At 70.5% G+C, this 19,516-nt stretch carries 19 protein-coding genes and 2 pseudogenes; 12 read left to right on the plus strand and 9 right to left on the minus strand.

The genetic code is table 11. The features are described 5' to 3' along the window. Genes ACSMXW_RS36625 through ACSMXW_RS36635 form a run of 3 tightly spaced genes read left to right on the plus strand, consistent with a single transcriptional unit; the run spans nucleotide 1 to nucleotide 2,449 of the window. Entirely contained in the window at nucleotides 1-1,449 is a 1,449-nt protein-coding gene (locus ACSMXW_RS36625; protein WP_485802847.1) for a purine-cytosine permease family protein, read from the plus strand. After that, entirely contained in the window at nucleotides 1,446-2,318 is an 873-nt protein-coding gene (locus tag ACSMXW_RS36630; protein ID WP_485802849.1) for a nitrilase family protein, read from the plus strand. The genes ACSMXW_RS36625 and ACSMXW_RS36630 overlap by 4 nt, the downstream gene beginning before the upstream one ends. Further along, the gene (locus ACSMXW_RS36635; protein ID WP_485802851.1) at nucleotides 2,315-2,449 is read left to right on the plus strand and encodes a hypothetical protein; all 135 of its coding nucleotides are present in this window, start codon (nucleotides 2,315-2,317) and stop codon (nucleotides 2,447-2,449) included. Before ACSMXW_RS36630 ends, ACSMXW_RS36635 begins: the two co-directional genes overlap by 4 nt. An 86-nt stretch (nucleotides 2,450-2,535) precedes the next feature. Here the strand turns inward: ACSMXW_RS36635 and ACSMXW_RS36640 are convergent, their stop codons facing one another. Then, the gene (locus ACSMXW_RS36640; RefSeq protein WP_485802853.1) at nucleotides 2,536-3,549 is read right to left on the minus strand and encodes a zinc-dependent alcohol dehydrogenase family protein; all 1,014 of its coding nucleotides are present in this window, start codon (nucleotides 3,547-3,549) and stop codon (nucleotides 2,536-2,538) included. A 661-nt stretch (nucleotides 3,550-4,210) separates the two neighbouring features. On the opposite strand from ACSMXW_RS36640, the gene ACSMXW_RS36645 reads away from it, so the two are divergent. Next, complete coding sequence (locus ACSMXW_RS36645; protein WP_485802855.1) at nucleotides 4,211-5,305, plus strand: alpha/beta hydrolase; 1,095 nt, start codon at nucleotides 4,211-4,213, stop codon at nucleotides 5,303-5,305. 139 nt (nucleotides 5,306-5,444) lie between these two features. Here the strand turns inward: ACSMXW_RS36645 and ACSMXW_RS36650 are convergent, their stop codons facing one another. Together ACSMXW_RS36650 and ACSMXW_RS36655 are read right to left on the minus strand one after the other, a co-directional pair. After that, nucleotides 5,445-6,884, minus strand: coding sequence for an MFS transporter (locus ACSMXW_RS36650; protein ID WP_485802857.1), 1,440 nt, complete (start codon nucleotides 6,882-6,884; stop codon nucleotides 5,445-5,447). Continuing rightward, the gene (locus tag ACSMXW_RS36655) at nucleotides 6,881-8,062 is read right to left on the minus strand and encodes an LLM class flavin-dependent oxidoreductase (protein WP_485802859.1); all 1,182 of its coding nucleotides are present in this window, start codon (nucleotides 8,060-8,062) and stop codon (nucleotides 6,881-6,883) included. The genes ACSMXW_RS36650 and ACSMXW_RS36655 overlap by 4 nt, the downstream gene beginning before the upstream one ends. Before the next feature lie 616 nt (nucleotides 8,063-8,678). Between ACSMXW_RS36655 and ACSMXW_RS36660 the strand changes: the two genes are divergently transcribed. Then, the gene (locus ACSMXW_RS36660) at nucleotides 8,679-9,521 is read left to right on the plus strand and encodes a DUF6461 domain-containing protein (protein ID WP_485802861.1); all 843 of its coding nucleotides are present in this window, start codon (nucleotides 8,679-8,681) and stop codon (nucleotides 9,519-9,521) included. 445 nt (nucleotides 9,522-9,966) lie between these two features. Then, complete coding sequence (locus tag ACSMXW_RS36665; protein WP_485802863.1) at nucleotides 9,967-10,098, plus strand: hypothetical protein; 132 nt, start codon at nucleotides 9,967-9,969, stop codon at nucleotides 10,096-10,098. Between the two features lie 529 nt (nucleotides 10,099-10,627). Here ACSMXW_RS36665 and ACSMXW_RS36670 read toward each other — a convergent pair. The 3 genes and pseudogenes from ACSMXW_RS36670 to ACSMXW_RS36680 all read right to left on the minus strand — a co-directional run bounded on the left by ACSMXW_RS36670 (nucleotide 10,628) and on the right by ACSMXW_RS36680 (nucleotide 12,999). Next, entirely contained in the window at nucleotides 10,628-11,023 is a 396-nt protein-coding gene (locus ACSMXW_RS36670; RefSeq protein WP_485802865.1) for a hypothetical protein, read from the minus strand. An 891-nt stretch (nucleotides 11,024-11,914) separates the two neighbouring features. Next, nucleotides 11,915-12,109: pseudogene (locus tag ACSMXW_RS36675) on the minus strand (hypothetical protein); the annotation flags it as partial. A gap of 173 nt (nucleotides 12,110-12,282) precedes the next feature. Continuing rightward, entirely contained in the window at nucleotides 12,283-12,999 is a 717-nt protein-coding gene (locus ACSMXW_RS36680; RefSeq protein ID WP_485802867.1) for a TetR/AcrR family transcriptional regulator, read from the minus strand. A 103-nt stretch (nucleotides 13,000-13,102) separates the two neighbouring features. On the opposite strand from ACSMXW_RS36680, the gene ACSMXW_RS36685 reads away from it, so the two are divergent. Further along, nucleotides 13,103-14,296, plus strand: coding sequence for an FAD-dependent monooxygenase (locus ACSMXW_RS36685; protein WP_485802869.1), 1,194 nt, complete (start codon nucleotides 13,103-13,105; stop codon nucleotides 14,294-14,296). A 48-nt stretch (nucleotides 14,297-14,344) separates the two neighbouring features. Here the strand turns inward: ACSMXW_RS36685 and ACSMXW_RS36690 are convergent, their stop codons facing one another. After that, nucleotides 14,345-14,539 carry a hypothetical protein gene (locus tag ACSMXW_RS36690; protein ID WP_485802871.1) on the minus strand — a complete coding sequence of 65 codons (195 nt, stop codon included), beginning with the start codon at nucleotides 14,537-14,539 and terminating at the stop codon, nucleotides 14,345-14,347. Between the two features lie 269 nt (nucleotides 14,540-14,808). Between ACSMXW_RS36690 and ACSMXW_RS36695 the strand changes: the two genes are divergently transcribed. Next, nucleotides 14,809-15,390, plus strand: coding sequence for a hypothetical protein (locus tag ACSMXW_RS36695; RefSeq protein ID WP_485802873.1), 582 nt, complete (start codon nucleotides 14,809-14,811; stop codon nucleotides 15,388-15,390). A gap of 479 nt (nucleotides 15,391-15,869) precedes the next feature. Further along, the gene (locus ACSMXW_RS36700; protein WP_485802874.1) at nucleotides 15,870-16,325 is read left to right on the plus strand and encodes an RICIN domain-containing protein; all 456 of its coding nucleotides are present in this window, start codon (nucleotides 15,870-15,872) and stop codon (nucleotides 16,323-16,325) included. Between the two features lie 192 nt (nucleotides 16,326-16,517). On the opposite strand, the gene ACSMXW_RS36705 is transcribed toward ACSMXW_RS36700, so the two are convergent. After that, nucleotides 16,518-16,898: a hypothetical protein gene (locus ACSMXW_RS36705; protein ID WP_485802876.1), complete on the minus strand. Its 381-nt coding sequence runs from the start codon at nucleotides 16,896-16,898 to the stop codon at nucleotides 16,518-16,520. Between the two features lie 220 nt (nucleotides 16,899-17,118). Here ACSMXW_RS36705 and ACSMXW_RS36710 point away from each other — a divergent pair, with 220 nt between their 5' ends. Continuing rightward, nucleotides 17,119-17,253, plus strand: coding sequence for a hypothetical protein (locus tag ACSMXW_RS36710; protein WP_485802878.1), 135 nt, complete (start codon nucleotides 17,119-17,121; stop codon nucleotides 17,251-17,253). 11 nt (nucleotides 17,254-17,264) lie between these two features. Here the strand turns inward: ACSMXW_RS36710 and ACSMXW_RS36715 are convergent, their stop codons facing one another. Next, complete coding sequence (locus tag ACSMXW_RS36715; RefSeq protein ID WP_485802880.1) at nucleotides 17,265-18,176, minus strand: LLM class flavin-dependent oxidoreductase; 912 nt, start codon at nucleotides 18,174-18,176, stop codon at nucleotides 17,265-17,267. A gap of 61 nt (nucleotides 18,177-18,237) precedes the next feature. Between ACSMXW_RS36715 and ACSMXW_RS36720 the strand changes: the two genes are divergently transcribed. Continuing rightward, a complete protein-coding gene (locus tag ACSMXW_RS36720) occupies nucleotides 18,238-18,699 on the plus strand; it encodes a MarR family winged helix-turn-helix transcriptional regulator (RefSeq protein ID WP_485802881.1) in 462 nt (153 codons plus the stop codon). A 51-nt stretch (nucleotides 18,700-18,750) separates the two neighbouring features. Continuing rightward, nucleotides 18,751-19,487: pseudogene (locus ACSMXW_RS36725) on the plus strand (Tn3 family transposase); the annotation flags it as partial. Between the last annotated feature and the right edge of the window lie 29 nt (nucleotides 19,488-19,516).

Consider the following 19,516-nt stretch of genomic DNA (forward strand, 5'->3'; position numbering starts at 1 on the left):
ATGACCTCCTCGGACACTCTGACGCAGCACGACTCGGCGATCGAGCAGCACTCGATCGACTACGTGCCCGCCGTTGAACGACGCGGCAAGGTCTGGCACCAGGGACCGTTCTGGTTCACCGGCAACTTCGTCCTGCCGACCATGGTCACCGGGTTCGTCGGCGCCTCCATGGGGCTGAGCATCTGGTACAGCGTGCTGGCCATCGTGCTCGGCGTCATGGCCGGAACGTTCTTCATGGCCTTCCACGCCAACCAGGGCCCCCGGATGGGCCTGCCCCAGATGATCCAGTCCCGCGCCCAGTTCGGCAGCCGCGGCTCCGCGGTGCCCTTCGCCGCGACCGTCTTCGTCTACGTGGGCTTCCTGGTCTTCGACACGGTCCTCGCCGCACAGGGCCTTGGACTGGCGCTGCCGGACAGCAAGCTCTTCTGGTACCCGGTCCTGATCGCGCTGTCCATCGTCATCGCGGTCGTCGGCCACGACCTGCTCCACTTCGTCCAGCGCTGGCTGACGTACCTGCTGGTCGTCGTCTTCGCCGTCCTCACCGTGGTGGCGATCGTCCACTTCGGCTCCCACCCCACCCCCGCCGACGTGCCCGCCGCCACGGCGGGATGGCACCTGACGGCGTTCCTGGTGCAGTTCTCTCTCGCCGCCGGGTACAACATCAGCTACGCGGTGTACGTCTCCGACTACACCCGCTACCTGCCGGCGAAGGTGCCCGCACGGGGCCTGATCTCCGCGGTGTACTCGGGCGCCGCGTTCTCCGCCGTCTGGCTGATGTCGCTGGGCGCGATCCTCGCCGGCTACCTGCCCAACCCGGACCCGATCCTCGCCGTGCGGCAGGTCGGCGACCTGCTCTTCCCCGGCTTCGGCCTCATCGCCGTGCTGGCCTCGGTGCTCGCACTGATCTCCATCATGGGGGTCAACGCCTACGGTGCGATGCTCACCGGCGCCAGCGCGCTGGACGGCTTCCGCAATGTCCGCCCCACCGTGCGGCTGCGCGTCATCGGACTCGTCGTGGTCGGCCTGGTGTCCCTGGTGGTCGCCCTGCTGATCCCGGACGACTACATCGACAGCTTCAACAACTTCGTGCTGATGATGCTGTACTTCCTCGTCCCGTGGACCGCGGTGAACCTGGTCGACTTCTACCTCGTGCGCCGGGGGAAGTACGCCATCGCCGAGATCCTGAAACCGGACGGCGTCTACGGACGCTGGGCGTGGCGGGGCGTCACCGCCTACGTCATCGGGTTCGCCGCGATGGTCCCCTTCTTCTCGACGAGCTTCTACGCCGGCCCCGCAGCGCACGCTCTCGGCGGAGCGGACTTCTCCTTCGCCGTCGGCCTGGTCGTCTCCGGCGTGCTCTACCTGCTGTTCTCCCGGAGCCTGGACCATGAAGCGGAGGCCGCCGCCCAGGTGGCGAGCGAAGCCGAACTGGAGGGATCCGCCCGATGAGCCGGCAGCCGCCCCGCCCGGCCGCCCCGGGCACCGAGGTCACCGTCGCCGTGTGCCAGATCGCACCCAGGGTCGGCGACACCGGGGGAAACCGGCGGCGGATCCGCACGGCCGTCGAGGCGGCCGCCGAGCGCGGCGCACACGTCGTGGTCCTGCCGGAGCTGGCCGGCACCGGCTACGTCTTCACCGGCGCGGAGGAACTGCGGGCCGTGGCAGAGCCGCCGGACGGTGACACGATCAAGGAGTGGGAGGCACTCGCCGCCCGCCACGATCTGGTCATCGTCGGCGGCTTCGCGGAACGCGGCGAGGACGGGCGCGTCTACAACGCGGCCGCCCTCGCCGATCCGACCGGGCTGCGCGCCACCTACCGCAAGGCCCACCTGTGGAACGGGGAGAAGACCTGGGGTTTTACTCCCGGCGACAGGCCCCCGCCGGTCGTCGACACCCCCTACGGCCGCATCGGGTTCATGGTCTGCTACGACCTGGAGTTCCCCGAGTGGGTGAGGCTCGCGGCCCTGGACGGCGCGGACCTGCTGTGCGGGCCCGTCAACTGGCCGCTGTACCCGCGGCCGGAGCGTGAACGGCCGGGCGAGATCGTCCGCGTGCAGGCCGACGCCTCGGTCAACCACATGTTCATCGCGGTCGCCGACCGGACCGGCACCGAACGCGGGCAGGACTGGCTCGGTGGCAGTGTGATCGTCGACACCGACGGCTACCCCCTGACCCCGCTGCGACTCGGTGAGGAAACGATCCTGACCGCGACCCTCGACCTCGCCGAGGCCCGGGACAAGACCATCAGCGAACTCAACGACGTCCACGTGGACCGGCGGCCCGCGCTGTACGGGCGCCTCTCACAGGAGCCGTCATGACCACGACCGTCGCGGTCGTCCGGCAGCCGCCCGTCCCGCTGGACCTGATCGGCTCGCTGCGGCGCGCCACCGCGCACGTCACGCAGGCCGCGCGGGCGAGCGCGGACCTCGTCGTCCGCCCCGAGACCTGACTCACCTGCCACCGGAGCGCATGATGAAGCCGAGCTCTACCACGCGGTGGGAAGCCGAGCTTTACCACGCGGTGGGAAGCCGAGCTCTACGACGCGGTTCTGTCCCTGGAGGTGACCGTGACGACGATCTTGCCGACCTGCCCACCGGCCTCCAGGTAGCGGTGGGCATCCGCGATGGCGTCCAGGGGGAAGGTCCTGTCGACGACGGGACGCAGTTCACCCTTGGTGAGGCCGGTGCGGACGTAGTCGACGGCGGCGGCCCGGCGTGCGTCATCGGTGGTGATCTCGAACAGTTCGAAGCCGCGGAGGGTGAGGCGCTTGAAGAGCACCGTGCCGGTGTTCAGTGGGGCGGGGGCGGCGTCGAGGACGCCGTAGATGACGATGACGGCCTCGTAGGCGGCGGCTTCGACGAGGTCGGCCAGGGCGGGGCCGCCAACCGGGTCGAAGATCACCCGGGCACCCTCGCCGCCGGTCAGCTCACGTACCCGGGCGACGGTGTCCTCCTCGGCGGTGGCGATGACCACGTCGGCCCCGGCGTCCAGGAGCTGCTGCCGCTTGGCGCTGGTGCGGGTCAGGGCGACGGCGCGGGCGCCCGCTCTGTGGGCGATCTGGATGGCCGCGAGGCCCACACTGCTGGAGGCGGCCGGGATCAGCACGGTGTCCCCGGGGCGCACTCCGGCGATGTCCACCAGGCCGCCGTAGGCGGTGATGAACTGCATCCAGACCGAGGCCGCCTCCTCGAAGGACAGATGGTCGGGGTGGGCGACCACGGCGTGCGCGGGGGCGAGGACCGCTTCACCGTGCACGGGGTAGTCGGTCATGCCGAACGACGGCACCACGCTGACGGCCTGGCCGACGCGCAGCCCGGTCACGCCTTGTCCCAAGGCCGCGACCACTCCGGCGGCTTCGTAGCCGAGGCCGGAAGGGAAGACCGGGTCGGTGCCGTACTCGCCCCGCCGGAACATCGACTCCGCCCGGTTGAGCCCCAGTGCGCGGGTGTGTATCAGAACCTCGCCCTCACCCGGTGTCGGCTCCGGCACCTCCTCCAAGCGCAGGACCTCGGGGCCACCGGTCTCATGGAAACGGACGGCGCGACTCATGTGCGACTCCTCGCGGCTGGGGCAGGGGGTGCGGCGGTGCCGGCTCGGCCGGACCTACGCCCACGATGCCCAAAACGTCAATCGCGGTCAAACTTTGAATGTCGTCGAACTATGTACCAGCCGGTACCACGTTCCCACCCCGTGGCGCCCCTGCTCGACGACGGAGGGGGCCATCCTGAGCGACAGCAGGATGATCGTGCAGCAGCGGCGTCCCGGAGCGGCACGGGCCTGGTGCTGTGGATGCCCTGAGCCCCGAACCGGATGACACGGGCCGGGGCCGCCGATCCGGGATCAAGGATTCCGAACAGGAAGCCAACGGCTTCATGACATCCGCAGCGCATACTCAGCCGGGTCGATCGGCAGGATCGGACTGCCGGCGTCCGAGCTGGAAGGCTGAGTACCCCTATGTCCGTCACGAGTTCCCGCCGAGCGGGCTCCCGTGCCCGCAGCGCCGCCACGACCCTGACGGCGGCCGCGCTGGCCGGCGCGACGCTTTTCGCGTCGACGGGTATCGCGTCCGCCGGTCCGTCCCCCGAGCGGGACCGGCCCGTCCTCGCGCGCCGGAGCGGGCAGGACGGCGGTCGCCGGCGTCAGCAGCGTCGAGTACCACCTCGGGGACCAGGCCTTCACCGCTGCGAACACAGGGGGAGCCCGTGCCGAGTTGACCGGGGTCGTCCACTATCCCAGCGATCTCGGAACGCGGAAGCACCCCGTCGTGGTGATCCTGCACGGGCTGTGGTCGTCGTGCGCCGATGAGCGGGCGTGGGCGGGCGAGCAGAGAGCGGAGCAGGCGGGGGACCAGCAGGAGGCGGAGAGGCAGGACCACTTCCTGCACCAGTGGCCGTGCCGTCCGGGAGTGAACGCGATGCAGAGCTACCGTGGGTTCGACTACCTCGGTGAGCAGCTGGCCCGGCAGGGGTTCGTCGCCATCTCCATCAGCGCCGACGGCCTCAACGCCGTCGACCCCAGCGGAGCGGGTGGTGACGCCGCGCGCGCCGCGCTCATCAACGAGCACCTGGCGATGTGGGGTCAGCTCGCCGCCGCGGGCACGGGCCCCCTGACGGGGCACTTCACCTGGACTGACACGGGGAAGACCGCCTCCGTCGACTTCCGTGGTCGGCTCGACATGACCGATGTCGGCACTCTGGGGCACTCCCGCGGGGGACGCGCTGTCCAGTGGCAGGCGTCCGCGGCCAACCGCAAGGACTGGCCCAAAGGCGTCAGCATCAGGGCGGTCCTGCCGTTGGCCGCCGTCTTCCCCGCTCTCGACGGCACCCCCGACCAGTACCTGACCGCGCCGGACATCCCCTTCATGACCACCTTCGGCACCTGTGACCAGGGCGGCTTCACCAGCAACTCCGAGGGCGACGAGTACTACTCGGGGGCCATCACCCGGTCCGATCAGACCGCGACGGTCCGGACCGTGCACCTGCTCGGCGGCAACCACAACTTCTTCAACACCCGCTGGTCCCCGAGCAGCGGCCTGCCCACCGCCACCGACGAGGCCACCCACCGAGGCCCCGCCGGCACCTGCGTCAGCGACGCCGACCGCACCACGAGCATCCCCGAACTGACCGAATCCGCCCAACGCCAGGGCCTGGTCACCTACGCCTCCGCCTTCTTCAAGCGCTACCTCGACGGCCGGAAGTCCTGCGATCCCGTGCTCAACGGCGCCGTCCGCCCACTCGGCGCCCGCGTCCCCGTCGGCATCGCCGTCACCGCACCGAGGCCCGACACTGACCTGCGACCCGCGTGACCTGCGCGGAAGGGATCCGGCGGCGGATCCTGGGCGCATTGCGGATTGAGGCTGATGCCGCTGATCCCGATGTGGGTCGCTGATCCCGATATGGGCCTCTGATCCCGATGTGGGCCTCGGTCGTATGGTCGGTTGCCTCCTACCGTGCGGGAGGTGTGATCGGTACTTCGCGGCCACTGTTGTTCCGTTCGGTGTCGCTCGGTGTGTCCGTGCGGGAGGGGGCGGGGGGCCTGCCGGTGGCGAGGTGGAGGTCGCGGTCGCGGAGCCGGGTGGTGGCCCAGACACTGGCCAGCGCTGTGGAGACCAGATAACCGCAGGCGTACCAGGGTGTGCCGGAGCCGAGGGCCAGCAGCGCCGTCATGACCAGCGGTGTCAGGCCGGAGGCGAAGATGCCGGACACCTGGTAGACGACCGACATGCCGGTGTAGCGCACGGGGGTGGGGAACAGCGCGGCGAAGAGGGTGCCCTGGGCTCCGTAGAACGAAGCGTGGACCACGCCCAGTGTCGCCACCAGTGCGATGGCGAACGCCCAGCCCCCGCCGGCGCCGAACAGCCAGAACGCCGGGTAGGCGGAGAGCGCGAACAGCGCCATGCCTGCCAGGTAGACGCGGCGTGCGCCGACCCGGTCCACCAGGGCACCGGACAGCGGCAGCAGCGCCGCCATCACCAGCGAGGCCGTGGTCACCGCCAGCAGCACCGGCGTACGGGGATGGTGCAGCGTCTGCGTCGCGTAGGTGAGGCAGAACACGCCCCAGGTGTTGAAGGACACCCCTTCGCCCCACCGGGCCACCATGCCCAGCAGCGTGTGCCGCCGCAAGGTGCGCTCACGCGCCAGTTCTGTCAACGGTGCCGCTCCCCGTTCGCCGGACTCCTCGCGGTGGCGCCGCACGGCGGTGAAGTCCGGCGTCTCGGGGACCCGCAACCGTACGGCCAGGCCGATGACGACCAGAAGCAGACTGATGAGGAAGGCGACCCGCCAGCCGTAGCCGAGGAAGGCGGCGTCGCTCAAAATGTTGCTGAGCAGCGCGAACACGCCGGTACCCAAGGCCAGGCCGAAGGCGAGGCCGAGTTGAGGGAAGCTGCCGTAGCGGCCCTTGCGTCCTGCCGGGCCGTGTTCCACCGCCAGCAGCACGGCGCCGGCCCACTCGCCGCCCAGCGCCACGCCCTGCGCGATGCGCAGCACCAGCAGCAGAGTGGGCGCGAGGAGGCCGGCCTGGCGGTAGGTGGGCAGTGCGCCGATCAGCGCGGTGGAGACGCCCATGAGGCCCATCGTGAACGCCAGGGTCCGTTTGCGGCCGATGCGGTCGCCGATGTGGCCGAAGAGCAGGCCGCCGAGGGGGCGGGCGACGAAGCCGACGGCGAAGGTCGCGAAGGACAGCATGGTGCCCACCGTCTGGTTCGCGGTGGGGAAGAACAGCTTGTCGAAGACGAGGCCGGCGGCCGTGGAGTAGAGGAAGAAGTCGTACCACTCGACGGTCGTACCGGAGAGACTGGAGAGCACCACCGTGCGCAGTCGCCGGGCGCCGGTCCGCGACGGGGACGGTGGTTGGGCGGCGTGCGCCGCCTGTGTGGCGGTCATCGGCCGACGAAAGGGACGAGACCCGGCTCGGTGTCGGGCGCCGAGGGCCCGGACGTTCCGTCGAGCGCGCCGGCCGCGGCGGGATGGTGCCACAGGCCGCGTCGTTCGAGCAGCGGCAGCACCCCCTCGCCGACCCAGTAGGCCTCCTCCAGGTGCGGCACGCCGGAGAGGATGAACTCGTCAATGCCCAGCTCGTGGTATTCCTCGATGCGGTCGGCCACCTCCTCGTGGCTGCCGACCAGTGCCGTACCGGCCCCGCCCCTTACCAGCCCCACGCCGGCCCACAGGTTGGGGTAGATCTCCAGGCGCTCGGTACTGCCGTCGTGCAGTTGCCGCATCCGCCGCTGTCCCTCCGACTCACTGGTGGCCAGTGCCTGCTGCACGGCGGCGATGCGCTCGGGGTCCATCCCGTCCAGCAGTCGATGTGCCTCGGCCCACGCCTGGGCCGAGGTGTCCCGGCTGATGGCGTGCAGACGGATGCCGAACCGCAGCGTGCGGCCCTGCTCGGCGGCGAGTGCGCGGACCCACTCGATTTTCCGCCGGACCTGCTGCGGCGGTTCACCCCAGGTGAGGTAGACATCGGCGTGGCGGGCCGCGACGTGGCCGGCGGCGGTGGAGGACCCGCCGAAGTAGACCTGTGGGGCCGGGTCGGGCCGCCGGTTCAGCCGGGCACCCTCGACCCGCAGGTGTCGGCCCTCGTGGTCGACGGTGTTTCCGGCCCACAGGCGACGCACGATGTCGAGGAACTCCCCGGTGCGCTCGTAGCGCTCGTCCTTGTCCAGGAAGTCGCCGTACGCGCGCTGCTCCTTCGACTCGCCGCCGGTCACCACGTTCAGCAGCAGCCGCCCGTGGGACTGGCGCTGGTAGGTGGCGGCCATCTGCGCGGACAGCGTCGGGCTGATCTGCCCGGGCCGGAACGCCACCAGGAACTTCAGTCGCTCGGTGACCTGCGTCAGCATCGCCGTGGTCACCCAGGCGTCCTCGCACCAGGCTCCCGTCGGGGTCAGGGCGCCGGCGAAGCCGAGTTGCTCGGCGCTGCGGGCGATCTGCCCGAGGTACTCGATGGTGGCGGGCCGGTCACCACGGGCCGCACCGGGCACGGAGCCGTGGCCGCCCCCCACGATGTGGCGGCTGTCGCCGGTGGTGGGAAGGAACCAGTGGAACGTCAATCCGGGCACAAGGCACTCCGGGAGCTGGGAGAGGACAGGTGGAAGCAGGGGCCCGCCGAGGGCAGCCCGAAGCGGCTCGGCGTCGAGCAGCAGAGCACACAGTGCGGAGGGCCGCAGGCGATGTCAGGTGCGAACCGCCCGGGAGCGGCCGGCCCCTGCACAGGGTGCGGAGGGACCGCGGACGACGTCAGGAGAACCCCGAACCGGAAGAGCAGGGGGGAATCCGGCGAGCAGGAAAACTACAGAGCGGTCCCGGGGGGGAAGAGGTCAGCCGCGACAGGCGGCGCTGGACCGGCGACACAGATCGACGTGGAGGCGTTCCACGAGCAGGTCCCCAGCAGCAGTCATGCAGGCATTCTGTGTACGGCGAGGCGTGTTTTTCAATAGGAAGCCGAGAACATCCAGCAGCTGAGACGCCCAGCGGGGGACGACGGTCGGTGCGGATCTCGGCCGTGCGGCGGGACAGCCCGGCGGCGGCCACCGCCTGGCGTTCGCGCTCCGCCCGCTCCTGGGCGGCTGTACGGGCCGAGGGAGGGTGCGATGTCACAGGGCCCTCCTATGGTCATCACCGACGCACGAACGCACGAACGGGCAGGGGCCGTTCGTTTCCGAAAGGGGAGGGCACGTGGACCACGGTATTCAGTGGATGGTCGGCGCGACGACGAGCTCGGGGTGGATGCTGGATGTGCATTTCGCTCGCGGTATCGACGCAGAGGAACTGGCCCTTCGCCTGGGCGCGCCACACGGGGCCGGGACGGAACCGATGACCGACGCCGAGATGGCTGCCCTCGATCTCGATGCCTTTCCCGACCATGGGCCGGGCAGCGCCGTGGTACGCGTCGGCGAGCACGCCGGCTGGGCGTTCGCCATTGCCTACGGCCCCTACCTCAACCGACTGGAGGAGGTCTCACGCGACGGGGTGGAAGCCGTCCACTACCACTACAACGCGGAACACCCGCCCACCATCGTCTTGTATGCGCGCGACGGCCGCACCGTCTGCGGATTCGGGCTGTGCGAGGAAAGCCATCGCTACGGCCAGGAGCCCGACCTGCTGCTGCCCGATCTCGCGGCCGCCGGAATCCTGCACCCCGACGGGGAGACCTACTGCGATCCCCACACCGATGACTACGACGATCGCAAGCGCCGAGGCCTGGCCGTCTTCGAGAAGCGCTTCGGCCTCTCACTGCCCCGCACCGTACTCGCCGAGGATCCTCTTCCCGCGTACGCGGTCAAGGGTTCACCGGCCCCGGACTTCGAAGAGATCTCAGCGTGGGCCGCAGCCAACGGCAGAGATCTTCCCAATGAACGCCTCCGCCTGATCCCGGCCGGCCTGCGCAGCGATTACGAGCGGGCCACCGACCCCCAGTGGTGGGAGCGACGAACACGCCACCTCAGCGGAGGCATCGGCCAGTCCACCGCCATCGGCACGTTCCACACCAGCGGGGTGCTGAAGAACCTGGAGTCCTGACAGGCGACCGGGCCCAAACGGTGCTGCTGTCGGCGCCCTGGGCGAGAATGCGGTAACGGCCTGTGGTGTGGACGTCTCGCTGAGCTGACCGGCTGTTGTCTGTCAGCGCTGTCGCAAGCTGACGTGGTGGTGCCCCGCCTGCTCACCTCAGGCGGGGCACGGTTCCGTGAGCAGACTCCGCACTCCTCGGTGGTGCACCCGTGAGCGTGCAGAAGCCCTGGCCGGGGCAGTGGGAGCGGTCTCCGAAATCGCCATGGGCGCCGCTGACGCGGTCGGGGCTCGCCCGCGTTGCCGGCACGGTCCCCGCGCAGCACGCCGGCCGTGGCGTCGGCCCGGATGATGCCGCGGAGGTGCGGGCCATCACCGACGCCGTGGTGCGGCTGCTGATGGGCGCGCCGCCGCTCGCCGGGGCCGAGGCGGCACGTCTGCCAAGCGGACCGAGGACTTGGCGCGCCTCCGCGCCGAACCTGACGACCTGCGCAAGCCGCCCCAGCAACTCGTCCGCGTCGTCCGCGTCGTCCGCGTACCGAAGGCCGAGAACCTGGCTGAGCAGGTCCTTGACGCTTCCGCCGCCTGACGCAGGCCCCCTTCCTCGATGCCGACGGCCCGCGTCTTCACCGGACCAGCCCGCGTCCCGCCGGGCCGGAGAGGGCGAGCCGCCCCCTCCATCCCCTTCCGCCTCCATGGATTTCTGACGACCGAAGCAGGTACGGGCATGTCCACCGCCACCCTGGGTGAGCCTCGCCGTGACGACAGCGTGCTGTGCGACCTGTGCACAACGGAAGGCCGGCCGCTGCTGCTGACCGGCGGCACCGTGATCACCGGCAATCCGCTGCTGGGCGGGCGACTGGCAGGAAGCCGGCATCCTCATCGGCGGCACGGTGATCGTGGGGATCGGTCCCGGTCTGCCGACCGCGGCCGGCGACGACAACATGATCGTCATCGACTGCACGGGAACCTCGTCCTGCCTGCCGCCACCGACATCACCGCCCCGCGCACCAGCGCGACCTTTGCCCCGGGCCAGGCCGCTCCCTCGTACCGCGGGAGGATCCTGGATGCCGCGCCCGGTCCCACCCGCGCGAGCCGCGCGGCCGCGGGGAGGCCGTTCAGCACGGCACGGCGGTGTCCCAGTCGACGTTGCGCGAGTAGATCCACCCGGTCTGCCAGTCGGGGTAGGCGCTGACGTAGAACCAGGTGTTCCCGTAGTCGTTGCTGTAGTAGCAGTAGACGGTCATGGGCCAGCCGTCCTTCAGGGTGGCGAGCGAACCGCACGCCTCGTACGGCCCGGACCGCAAGGGGGCCCCGTCGGCTTGGGAGACCGTGGCAGCGCCGTAGTCGCCGCTGTAGTCGTCGGGGTCCGGGTGCCAGGTCAAGGGGCAGGCCTGGGCGATCGTGCCGCCCGGCGCGCCGGCCGGCGCCGCGGAGGATGCCGGTACGGCCAGGGCAAGGCCAGCGGTGGCCGCGGTGGCGGCTATGGCGAGTCTCCTGAAGAGCAAACGCATCGTTCTCCCCCATCTCAGTGGATGCTTCCGAGGTCACTTCCCGGTTCCGCACGGATCGCGTGAGACGACGCGCCGTCGTACGGAACGCCGCCGCTCCCGGCCGGCGGGACCTTTCGGTAGCTTGCGCAGGTGGATCGGGCGGGGGCAACGGCAACAGACTGTTCGGAACAGTGGGCTGACGTTCCTGCTGGTCAGGCCTTGGGCCCGGCCATGTTCGGAACAGGCTCACCCAGGCACGTCCTCGACATCCGCCCAGACGGTCTCGCACACCCTCAAGAGGCACCGCCGAACTGCTCGAAGGCTCCACTTGCCGGAGCCGCTCCGGGCCTGCGGGCCACTCATGGTGGCACCGTTGGACTGGCACCCCGCCCCGTTGCGTGCGCTGAGGGGACCCCGCCACCGACACATGGATCAGCGACACCCCCAGCCACGGGCCCGGTGGATCGCCGCCTGCGGCGCCGACGTCGCCGGCCGCCGCGGTGGCCGCGGCCGGGACCCGTCGGCGCGGCCAGGGGCAGTCGTGCTCTCACTGCGACTCTTCCCCCTCCCACCGGGCCATCCGGCGGCCTATGCAGCCCTCAGGCGGTGCGTCGCGGAATGGCCTGCTGCTGCAGTTCCGGCAGCAGGTGTCCATGACTCCGCAAGGCACCCTCTGACACGGCCGGTCGGTGTTCACGAGAACGGGCTCCGGAGGAGTGCCGCACCGCACGTACGAGAGGCCGCAGCAGTTCTCGGCGCCTTCGAGCGCCTGGCCGTACTCGGCACCCCGCCCCAGCGTTGAGAGCACGCCCGGATCATCGCGGCGGTGCGATGGGGCTGCTGCGCCATCACGAGGAGGCCCGCGTTGCGGATGATTCCTGATGATCCAGTGGCCGAAGAGTGAGTCGCGTGTCACTGCTCATCGAGGGATGGCTGTCGGGCGAGAAACTCCTCGAACGCCGCCTTCTGCTTCGGGTCCATGAAGCCTTGGCGGACGTTGCGGGCCTGCTCTTGGAGCCAGTGCGCCTCGCCGGGGTCCAGGAGCTCGGCGACCACCACGCCTCCGCGAGCGACCGCCGTGCGCTCTCCCACGCGACGACGAAAGAGTGCAAGCTGACTCACCGGCCAGCCGTCCGTGGATGCCGCGCCTCGGCCGGCGCCGGCTTCGACCGGGCCGCCTGAGGTGAGGGCGAGGCGCGGCACCTGTTCAGCGACGACCGGCTCTTGCCAACGTGCGACGATGAGCAGGGCAGGCCGGCCGGCTGTGAGACAAGCAGCGGTCAGCGTGCGCGCTGGTCGATGAGTGCGGCCAAGCCGTCCAGGATGCGATGCAGGCCGAACTCCCACGCCTGATCCTGTCCGTCGGACTGGGCTGCTGACGCGAGGGCCCCAGTGAGCGCGGGGAAGTGCTCACCGTGGGTCTGCATCAGATCGCCAAGGATGGTGCTGAGCTGGGCCTCAGGGTCGCCCGCAGGGCCTGCGGCACGGGCCTGCTGGGTGATGCCGCGGACGTGACCCACCAGCAGAACAGCCGCGTCCATCCGCTCGGCACCGCTCAGTCCCGTGCCATCCAGCGCCGAAATGGCGTGCTCCATCCAGGACAGCTCTCCAGGCCCCGGGATCCGTGGCCCGATGGTGGCGTCCAGCGCCCAAGGGTGCTGGCGAAAGACGGTGAGCAGTTGGCGGGCCCATTCCTCCATCTGCTCCCGCCAGCCACCGCGCCGCGTCTTCGCCGCCGGGTACGGGCCGATCGCGGCGTCCACCATCAGAGCGACCAACTCCGCCTTGCCCGGCACATACCGGTACAGCGCCATCTTGGTCACGCCCAGTTGGGCGGCGACCCGCTGCATGGACACCTCGGCCAACCCCTCCGAGTCGGCGATCTCGATCCCGGTCCGCGCGATGCGGTCCAGATCGAACTTCGGTCGGGGTCCCCGTGCGGGCCTGGGGTGCGGGCCCCACAGCAGCCGCACCAGCTCGGTGTGCTCGCCACCCATGTCCGCCGTCCCTCCTGCTCTGGCCTTGCCGAACTATCTGTGTCTACGGTACACAGTAATTATCAGTGTCCATCGGACACAGTTTTTTAGAGCGGAGGAGCCCGTGAACAGGAACGTCCTCATCTCCGGCGCGAGTATCGCCGGCCCGGCGCTGGCTTACTGGCTGGGACGCCACGGCTTCAGGCCGACGGTCGTCGAACTGGCCCCGGCCTTGCGCAAGGGTGGTCAGGCCGTCGACTTCCGTGGTGAAACGCACCTGACCGTGTTGGAGCGCATGGGCCTGATTCCCGAACTGCGCCGTATCCAGACCGGCGGCACCCCGGTGCGATTCGTCGACGAACTAGGCCGAACGCTGCTGCATCTGCCGGCCGAGTTCACCGGGGGCGAGATGGAGGTGCTCCGCGGGGACCTGGCCCGAGTGCTGTACGAACATAGCCTCCCCCACACCGAGTACGTCTTCGGCGACTCGATCACGGGCCTCACCGAGACCTCCTCCGGCGTGCGGGTCGACTTCAAGCGCGGAGCATCGCGCGACTTCGACCTGGTCATCGGCGCGGACGGGTTGCACTCCAACGTCCGTCGCCTCGCCTTCGGCCCGGAGGAGGACTATGTGAGCCACCTCGGCTACTACGCCGCGACCTGGCAGTTGCCCAACGACCTGGGCCTGGGAAAGGGCTCGATCGGCTACAACGTCCCGGGGCGGTTCGCCTCCGTCGGCGCCGACCATAGGAACCCGGCGCAGGCGGGGGCGTTCTTTGTATTCGCCGCGCCTGAGCTGTCGTACGACCGCCGCGACCCCGAACAGCAGAGGCGTCTGATCGACAACGCGTTCTCCAGCCTCGGCTGGGAGGTGCCCCGCCTGCTCGACACACTGCACCAGGCCCCCGACCTGTACTTCGACTCGATCAGCCGGGCGGACGTGGATACCTGGTCCACTGGGCGAGTGTGCCTCGTCGGGGACGCCGCCTGCGGGGCCACGATCGGCGGCATGGGCACGGGAACCGCAGTGGTCGCCGCCTACGTGCTGGCCGGTGAACTCGCGCGAGCCCAGGGCGACCACCGGGTGGCCTTCGCCCGGTACGAGAGCAGGCTCCGGAAGTACGCCAGGGGTTGTCAGGCAGGCGGTGACCGCACGGGGAAGTTCCTCGCGCCCGGCACCGCCGCCGGCATACGGTTCCGCAACACCGTGTTGTCCCGTCCTTTGTTCCTGAACGCAATGCTCAGGCTGGGGGAGAAGGTAAGCAGCACCGTGGCCCTGCCCGACCATCCAGCCGCCCCCAGCCGCGTCAGTCGGTGACTCGGCTACCTCGGTGATGCCCTGGGCGTGGCGCGTTGAGGCGGGACATCAGTTCGCGATTGGCCGCACCGGCGCCGTCAAGCCTGGTTCGCGTTCTTCGAGCCGGTCGGTCAGCTCCACCACCTGCTGCTCCGATGACGTGATGCGGCGTCGAAGTTCCTCGACGTCGATGGGCGCGCCGAAACGCGCACTGAAGATCCCCGGTACTCGTCCGACGGCGAGCGGCCCGGCCGCCGTGCCCACCCCGATCCGGTCCGGCCTCGGCGGTGGCCTGGTCCTGCCCCAGCCCGGCGGTCACGGCGAGGCGCTGGGCTGGCTGGCCACCGACTACCACCTGGCGGGGCCGGTACATGGAGTAACTGGACCACTTCACGCGGGCCCTGCCACTGCACAGGCCGCGGGCAACCGGCAGGGCGAAGTGAGCACGCTGGCATGCCTGGGCGCCACCCACATGGGGTACGGCCAGTACGCCAAGGCGATCGGGTTGCTGCAGCAGGTGCTGCCACTGCAGCATGAGTGGCAACAGCCGCGGGCAGGCCGGCGCGCCGGCAAATCTGGCAGCGTGCCGGATGCTGCTGGGCGACCATCAGCAGGCGTTGGCCGACTTCGAGCAGGCACTGCGACTGTTCCGGCACATCGGAGACCGGCCGGGGCGAGGCGCACACCCTGGAGAGGGTGGGCCAGGCGCGGCTACTGCTGGGGACATAGCCGAGGCGGAGGCACCGCTATGGGCGGCGCTGGCGCTGTACCGGGAGATCGGCCATCCGCGCGGCGAGGCCGAGGCGCTCACCTGTCTGGGCAGCGTGCTGCGGGTGCGCGGCCGATACCCAGAAGTACTGGAACACCACCGGCGGGCACTGGAGAGACCCGAAGCGATCGGCGAGCCCGGCCTGCGCTGCGACGTACTGAACGACCTGGCCCGCACCAGGCGCGAGAGCGGCGACGACGAGTATGCACTGCACTGCTCGCTGACCGCCGCGTCTCTCGCCCGGTCCTCCGCCAATCCCTACGAGCAGGCACGGGCTGCGTTCAACCTCCGCCGTGACGATCACGGTCCCCTTACCGGGGCCCGTGTCAGAGGGCTGTACCGGTAGCCGGTGGCGCTCAGGCCAAGACGGGTACGCCCGTGATCATCGGTCTTTCCGGCATAGCTCTCATCTACGGATTCACCGCCGTCCGAGAGCTCCGTTACTGAAACGCCATCGCAGAACGGCGACTCCAGCCCCCACGGGTATTACAACCGCTCTGAACTGCTGCGTTGTCGGCGACCGCCTGGTCGACGTCGCCGTGTCCATCCGCGCCGCCGCCCTCGACAGCCACGCGTGCTGGCACCCGAACGGCTGAACGGCTTCACCGCCACGATCAGCTTGGTCGAGGGCGGCAGCGCCACGTACGAGGTGCAGGTGGACACCAAGCCATGAGCCGAAGTCTGCCCGGCCCTCGCGCCACGTGATGGCAGCAGCAAGCCGTGGGTGAAGATAGTCGGCCGTTAACGCACCTTCCGGCTGGTATCCCGTGTTTACTGTTCGGCGGCGCTCTGCCATGCCGGAACAAGCCAAGGGGGACTGCGTTGATGAAGAAGGTTGCCGCCGTGGGTGCGGCCGTTGTGCTGGGTTGGGGACTGGGTATCGCGCCGGCGAACGCGTCGTCGAGCTACACACACCTGCAGAACGCGGCCACGCTCGATTGCCTGGATTACCGGGCCGACTACGGGCCCTACGCGACAGGGTGCAACGAGGGCGCGTACCAGACCTGGCTGGTGAACGACGCCATCGGCGAGCTCTCCGAACTGCGGCAAAACGCGGGTGACAGGCTGTGTTTGGTCGCCCGCAACGGTCAGGCGACGATGAAGCCTTGTTCGTCCAGCGACCCGGCAGCCCTGTGGCAGTTCTACCCCACCGTCGCGGGCAACGAGCTGATCAACAACGTGACCAAGACCTGCCTTGCCGAGGGGTCGGGGGCCATCGCCCACGTCACGCTCGTCAAGTGCACCGGCGGCAATTCCCAGCAGTGGCGGGCCTACTTCTGACCGTTCGATGCCTCGTGAGCAATGAAGGCCCGGCCCCGCGAGGTTCAGGGGGGCCGGGCCTTTCTGTGTTGCCGGGAAGATGACGCGCCCGCCGAGCGGAAGGTCGGGCCTCTCGCACAGCTGCGCGAGGGGTGGAAGGAGGGCGCGTGGCGAGCCGAAGACACTGCGCGGCCTGGTCCGTGCCTACCGCCTCTACACCGCCCGCTGGTCGCTGGCCGACCTGGAATCCGCCTGCCGCCTGCCGCCTGCCGCCTGCCGCCTGCCGCCCGCCGCACCGGACCCGGACCGGCAGCCCCCGGCCGACCCGGGCACACCGGCCGCGCCCGGCCCTCGGAACTGGAGCCGGGGGAGCGGGAGATACCCCGCGCCCCGTTGCAGTACGAGCGGTCCGTCCTCGCCGGTGCAGTGCACCCGGTGCGCCAGGACGACCAGCAGGCGCACCGCCCGCAGCAGCCCGGACCGCTTCCGCAGCCGGGAGGCCGGCCACTGAGTGCCCCCGATGCCGCGCAACCGATGCCGTGCACCTGATGCCGTGCACCTGATGCCGCGGTGCGCACCCACGATGCTGGGCATCCACTCCACCGAACAGAGCTCGGGCAGTTCGGCCCTCGGGGCCGGGGGCTGTACGATCCGCGCCGCGGCGATCCGGCCCGCTGGGACTGGGGCGGCGACAGCCCCTGACGGCCGCCACTCGGTGGGTGAAGACACCGCAGCGGCGGAACCCTCCCGGGGCGCCCGGGCGTAGTGCCCCCCCACATGGACCGATCAACGAGGCGCACGTGAGTGAGCGGGCTTGGTCGTCGTCGACGTCGCGGCCGCCGACGACGCCACCGCGATGCTGGCTGCGTCGTCGTGCCCTGGGGTCGCATGCGCACCCGCGCACGCGCCCCGGAGGGTGTCGGGGCAGGGGCGGTGGGCGGCCGAATAGCGGAGACGCCGTCAGGCGCCGTACTCGCGGACAGGGGTGACGATCTCCTCGACAAGCCAGCGGGCGGCATTGTCCGGATAGGGGCGGGGCAGCGCGAGCACGACGTGCCGGATGCCGACGGCGGCGAGTGCGCGGACGTGGGCGCGGGTGGCGGCCGGGTCGGCGTAGTCGACGATGATCTGCGCGGAGCGGGTGATCTCGGCGGGGTCACGGCCGATCGCCGCGCAGTGCGCGTCCAGGACGCGGGCGCGCTCGGCGATCCAGTCCGTGCCGTTGTGGGGCGGGCCGGGGACGTTCCAGATGTCGGCGTGTTCGGCGATGATGCGCAGCGTGCGGGTGCCCCAGCCGCCGATCAGCAGTGGGGGGCCGCCGGGCCGGACCGGGCCGGGGCCGTTGCGGGTGCCGCGCAGGGAGGTGAAGGGGCCGTCGTGATCGAAGACCTCCTCGGTCCACATGCGGCGCAGGATGGTGATCGTCTCGGTGAGGCGGGCCAGGCCCTCACCGGGACTCGGGAGCGGGAGGCCGTAGGCGGCGTACCCGGCGACGGCCGGGTTGAGGCCGTCAGGCTGTCGGGTGCCGCCGACGCCCAGGCCCATGGTCAGGCGCCCTTTGGAGATCACGTCCACGGTGGTGGCGATCTTTCCGAGGTGAGCGGGGGCGCGCAGCCTGTTACTGGTGACGAGCAGGCCGAGACGGAGCCGAGTGGTGCGAGCGGCCAGCGCGGCCAGCAGCGTCCAGCCCTCCAGGACGGCGCCGCCGGGCGGTCCGGCCAGCGGCATCAGGTGGTCCCACAGCCAGGCGTCGTCGAGTTCGGGCAGCTCGTCGGCCTCCTCCCAGACACGGAGGATCTCGTCGTAGGCCAGGTGCATGGGCGTCGTCTTGACTCCGAAACGGAGCGTGCGCTGGGATGCATCAATAGGCATAGCCGTCAACTTAGCTGATCGTCAGTGCAGCTGACCATCAGACGATTGTTAAGATGCCGGGATGGCGGAGGATGACGACGGCGGGGCCGCGGTCGAGGAGTTGCTCGGCACGCGGCTGGGCTACCTGCTCAAGCACGCGCAGTTGCGGCTGGCCGAGCACGCTGGGCCCGCACTGGCCCCCTTCGGGCTGGACGCACGGGAGTTGGCGGTTCTCGCGGTGCTGGCGGCGGGCCGCCCGCTGTCGCAGCTGGAGGCCGCGCGGCGGCTGGGCGTGGACCGCACGACCATGGTCGCGCTCGTCGACGTGCTGGAGGGCAAGGGGTTGGTGGAGCGGCGCCGCAGTGAGCAGGATCGCCGCCGCAACGTCGTTGAGTTGACGGAGCGGGGCAGGCGGGTGGGGGCCGATGCGGAGGAAGCCCGCGAGGCGGCGGAACGCGAGTTCCTCGCCCCGCTCGGCGAGAAGGACGCGGCACGGCTGGTGAAGGCGCTGCGGATGCTGATCACAACTCCGAGCAGGCCCTGAAGGCCCTCATTCGACCGGCATGCCTCGGCGGAGATCGCGGAGCTGTCCGGGGCCACGGCGAGTTCGTTCATCGTGCTCGGCCTGCTCACCCTGGCCGGGTTCACCCACGCGCCGCAGCTGGCGGACCTGCCCGACCAGAAGCTGTGGCGCATCGACCGCGCCGCTGACTACGGGGCGTTCAACGACACCGCCCGCGGCCGCATCGACCTGGACCGCATCGAGCGGAACTGGCAGGACCTGCTGCGGATCATCGGCTCCATCCACACCGGCGCGGTGCGCGCCTACGACGTGATCGGCATGCTCTCCCGCGACGGCCGCCCGACCGCCCTCGGCGACACCATCGCGCACCACGGCCGGATCGCCAGGACCCTGCACATCCTGCGCCTGGCCGACGAGCCGTCTACCGGCGTCAGATCAAGGTTCAGGCCAACCGCCAGGAGGGCCGCCACGCGCTCGCCCGGAAGATCTCCACGGCCGTGCCGGACAGCTCTACCAGCGCTACCAGGAAGGCATGGAGGACAGGATCGGCGCGCCCGGCCTGGTCCTCAACGCCCTGGTGCCGTTCAACACCCGCTACATGGACGCCGTGGTGTCCGCCCTGCGCGCCGAGGGCTTCGACGCACGCGACAGCGATGTCGCCCGTCGACGTCCGCGACAGCGATGTCGCCCGGCTGTCCCCGTTCGTGCGCCACCACGTCAACAGGCTCGGCCGGTACTCGTTCCCGCTGCCCGAGATGCCCGGCGGTCTGCGGCTCCTGCGCGACCCGGACCAGGCCGGACAGGAGTGAACGGCGCCCCGGCCGGGCTCTCGTCGCCG

This window comes from Streptomyces sp. DSM 116793, assembly GCF_057320905.1.

What these genes read in the sequence shown, in the direction of transcription:
- ACSMXW_RS36625 (WP_485802847.1), top strand. Translation starts at nt 1, where the DNA reads ATGACCTCCTCGGACACTCTGACGCAGCACGACTCGGCGATCGAGCAG.
- ACSMXW_RS36630 (WP_485802849.1), top strand. Translation starts at nt 1,446, where the DNA reads ATGAGCCGGCAGCCGCCCCGCCCGGCCGCCCCGGGCACCGAGGTCACC.
- ACSMXW_RS36635 (WP_485802851.1), top strand. Translation starts at nt 2,315, where the DNA reads ATGACCACGACCGTCGCGGTCGTCCGGCAGCCGCCCGTCCCGCTGGAC.
- ACSMXW_RS36640 (WP_485802853.1), bottom strand. Translation starts at nt 3,549, where the DNA reads ATGAGTCGCGCCGTCCGTTTCCATGAGACCGGTGGCCCCGAGGTCCTG.
- ACSMXW_RS36650 (WP_485802857.1), bottom strand. Translation starts at nt 6,884, where the DNA reads ATGACCGCCACACAGGCGGCGCACGCCGCCCAACCACCGTCCCCGTCG.
- ACSMXW_RS36670 (WP_485802865.1), bottom strand. Translation starts at nt 11,023, where the DNA reads ATGCGTTTGCTCTTCAGGAGACTCGCCATAGCCGCCACCGCGGCCACC.
- ACSMXW_RS36680 (WP_485802867.1), bottom strand. Translation starts at nt 12,999, where the DNA reads ATGGGTGGCGAGCACACCGAGCTGGTGCGGCTGCTGTGGGGCCCGCAC.
- ACSMXW_RS36695 (WP_485802873.1), top strand. Translation starts at nt 14,809, where the DNA reads ATGAGTGGCAACAGCCGCGGGCAGGCCGGCGCGCCGGCAAATCTGGCA.
- ACSMXW_RS36700 (WP_485802874.1), top strand. Translation starts at nt 15,870, where the DNA reads ATGAAGAAGGTTGCCGCCGTGGGTGCGGCCGTTGTGCTGGGTTGGGGA.
- ACSMXW_RS36705 (WP_485802876.1), bottom strand. Translation starts at nt 16,898, where the DNA reads ATGCCCAGCATCGTGGGTGCGCACCGCGGCATCAGGTGCACGGCATCA.
- ACSMXW_RS36715 (WP_485802880.1), bottom strand. Translation starts at nt 18,176, where the DNA reads ATGCCTATTGATGCATCCCAGCGCACGCTCCGTTTCGGAGTCAAGACG.
- ACSMXW_RS36720 (WP_485802881.1), top strand. Translation starts at nt 18,238, where the DNA reads ATGGCGGAGGATGACGACGGCGGGGCCGCGGTCGAGGAGTTGCTCGGC.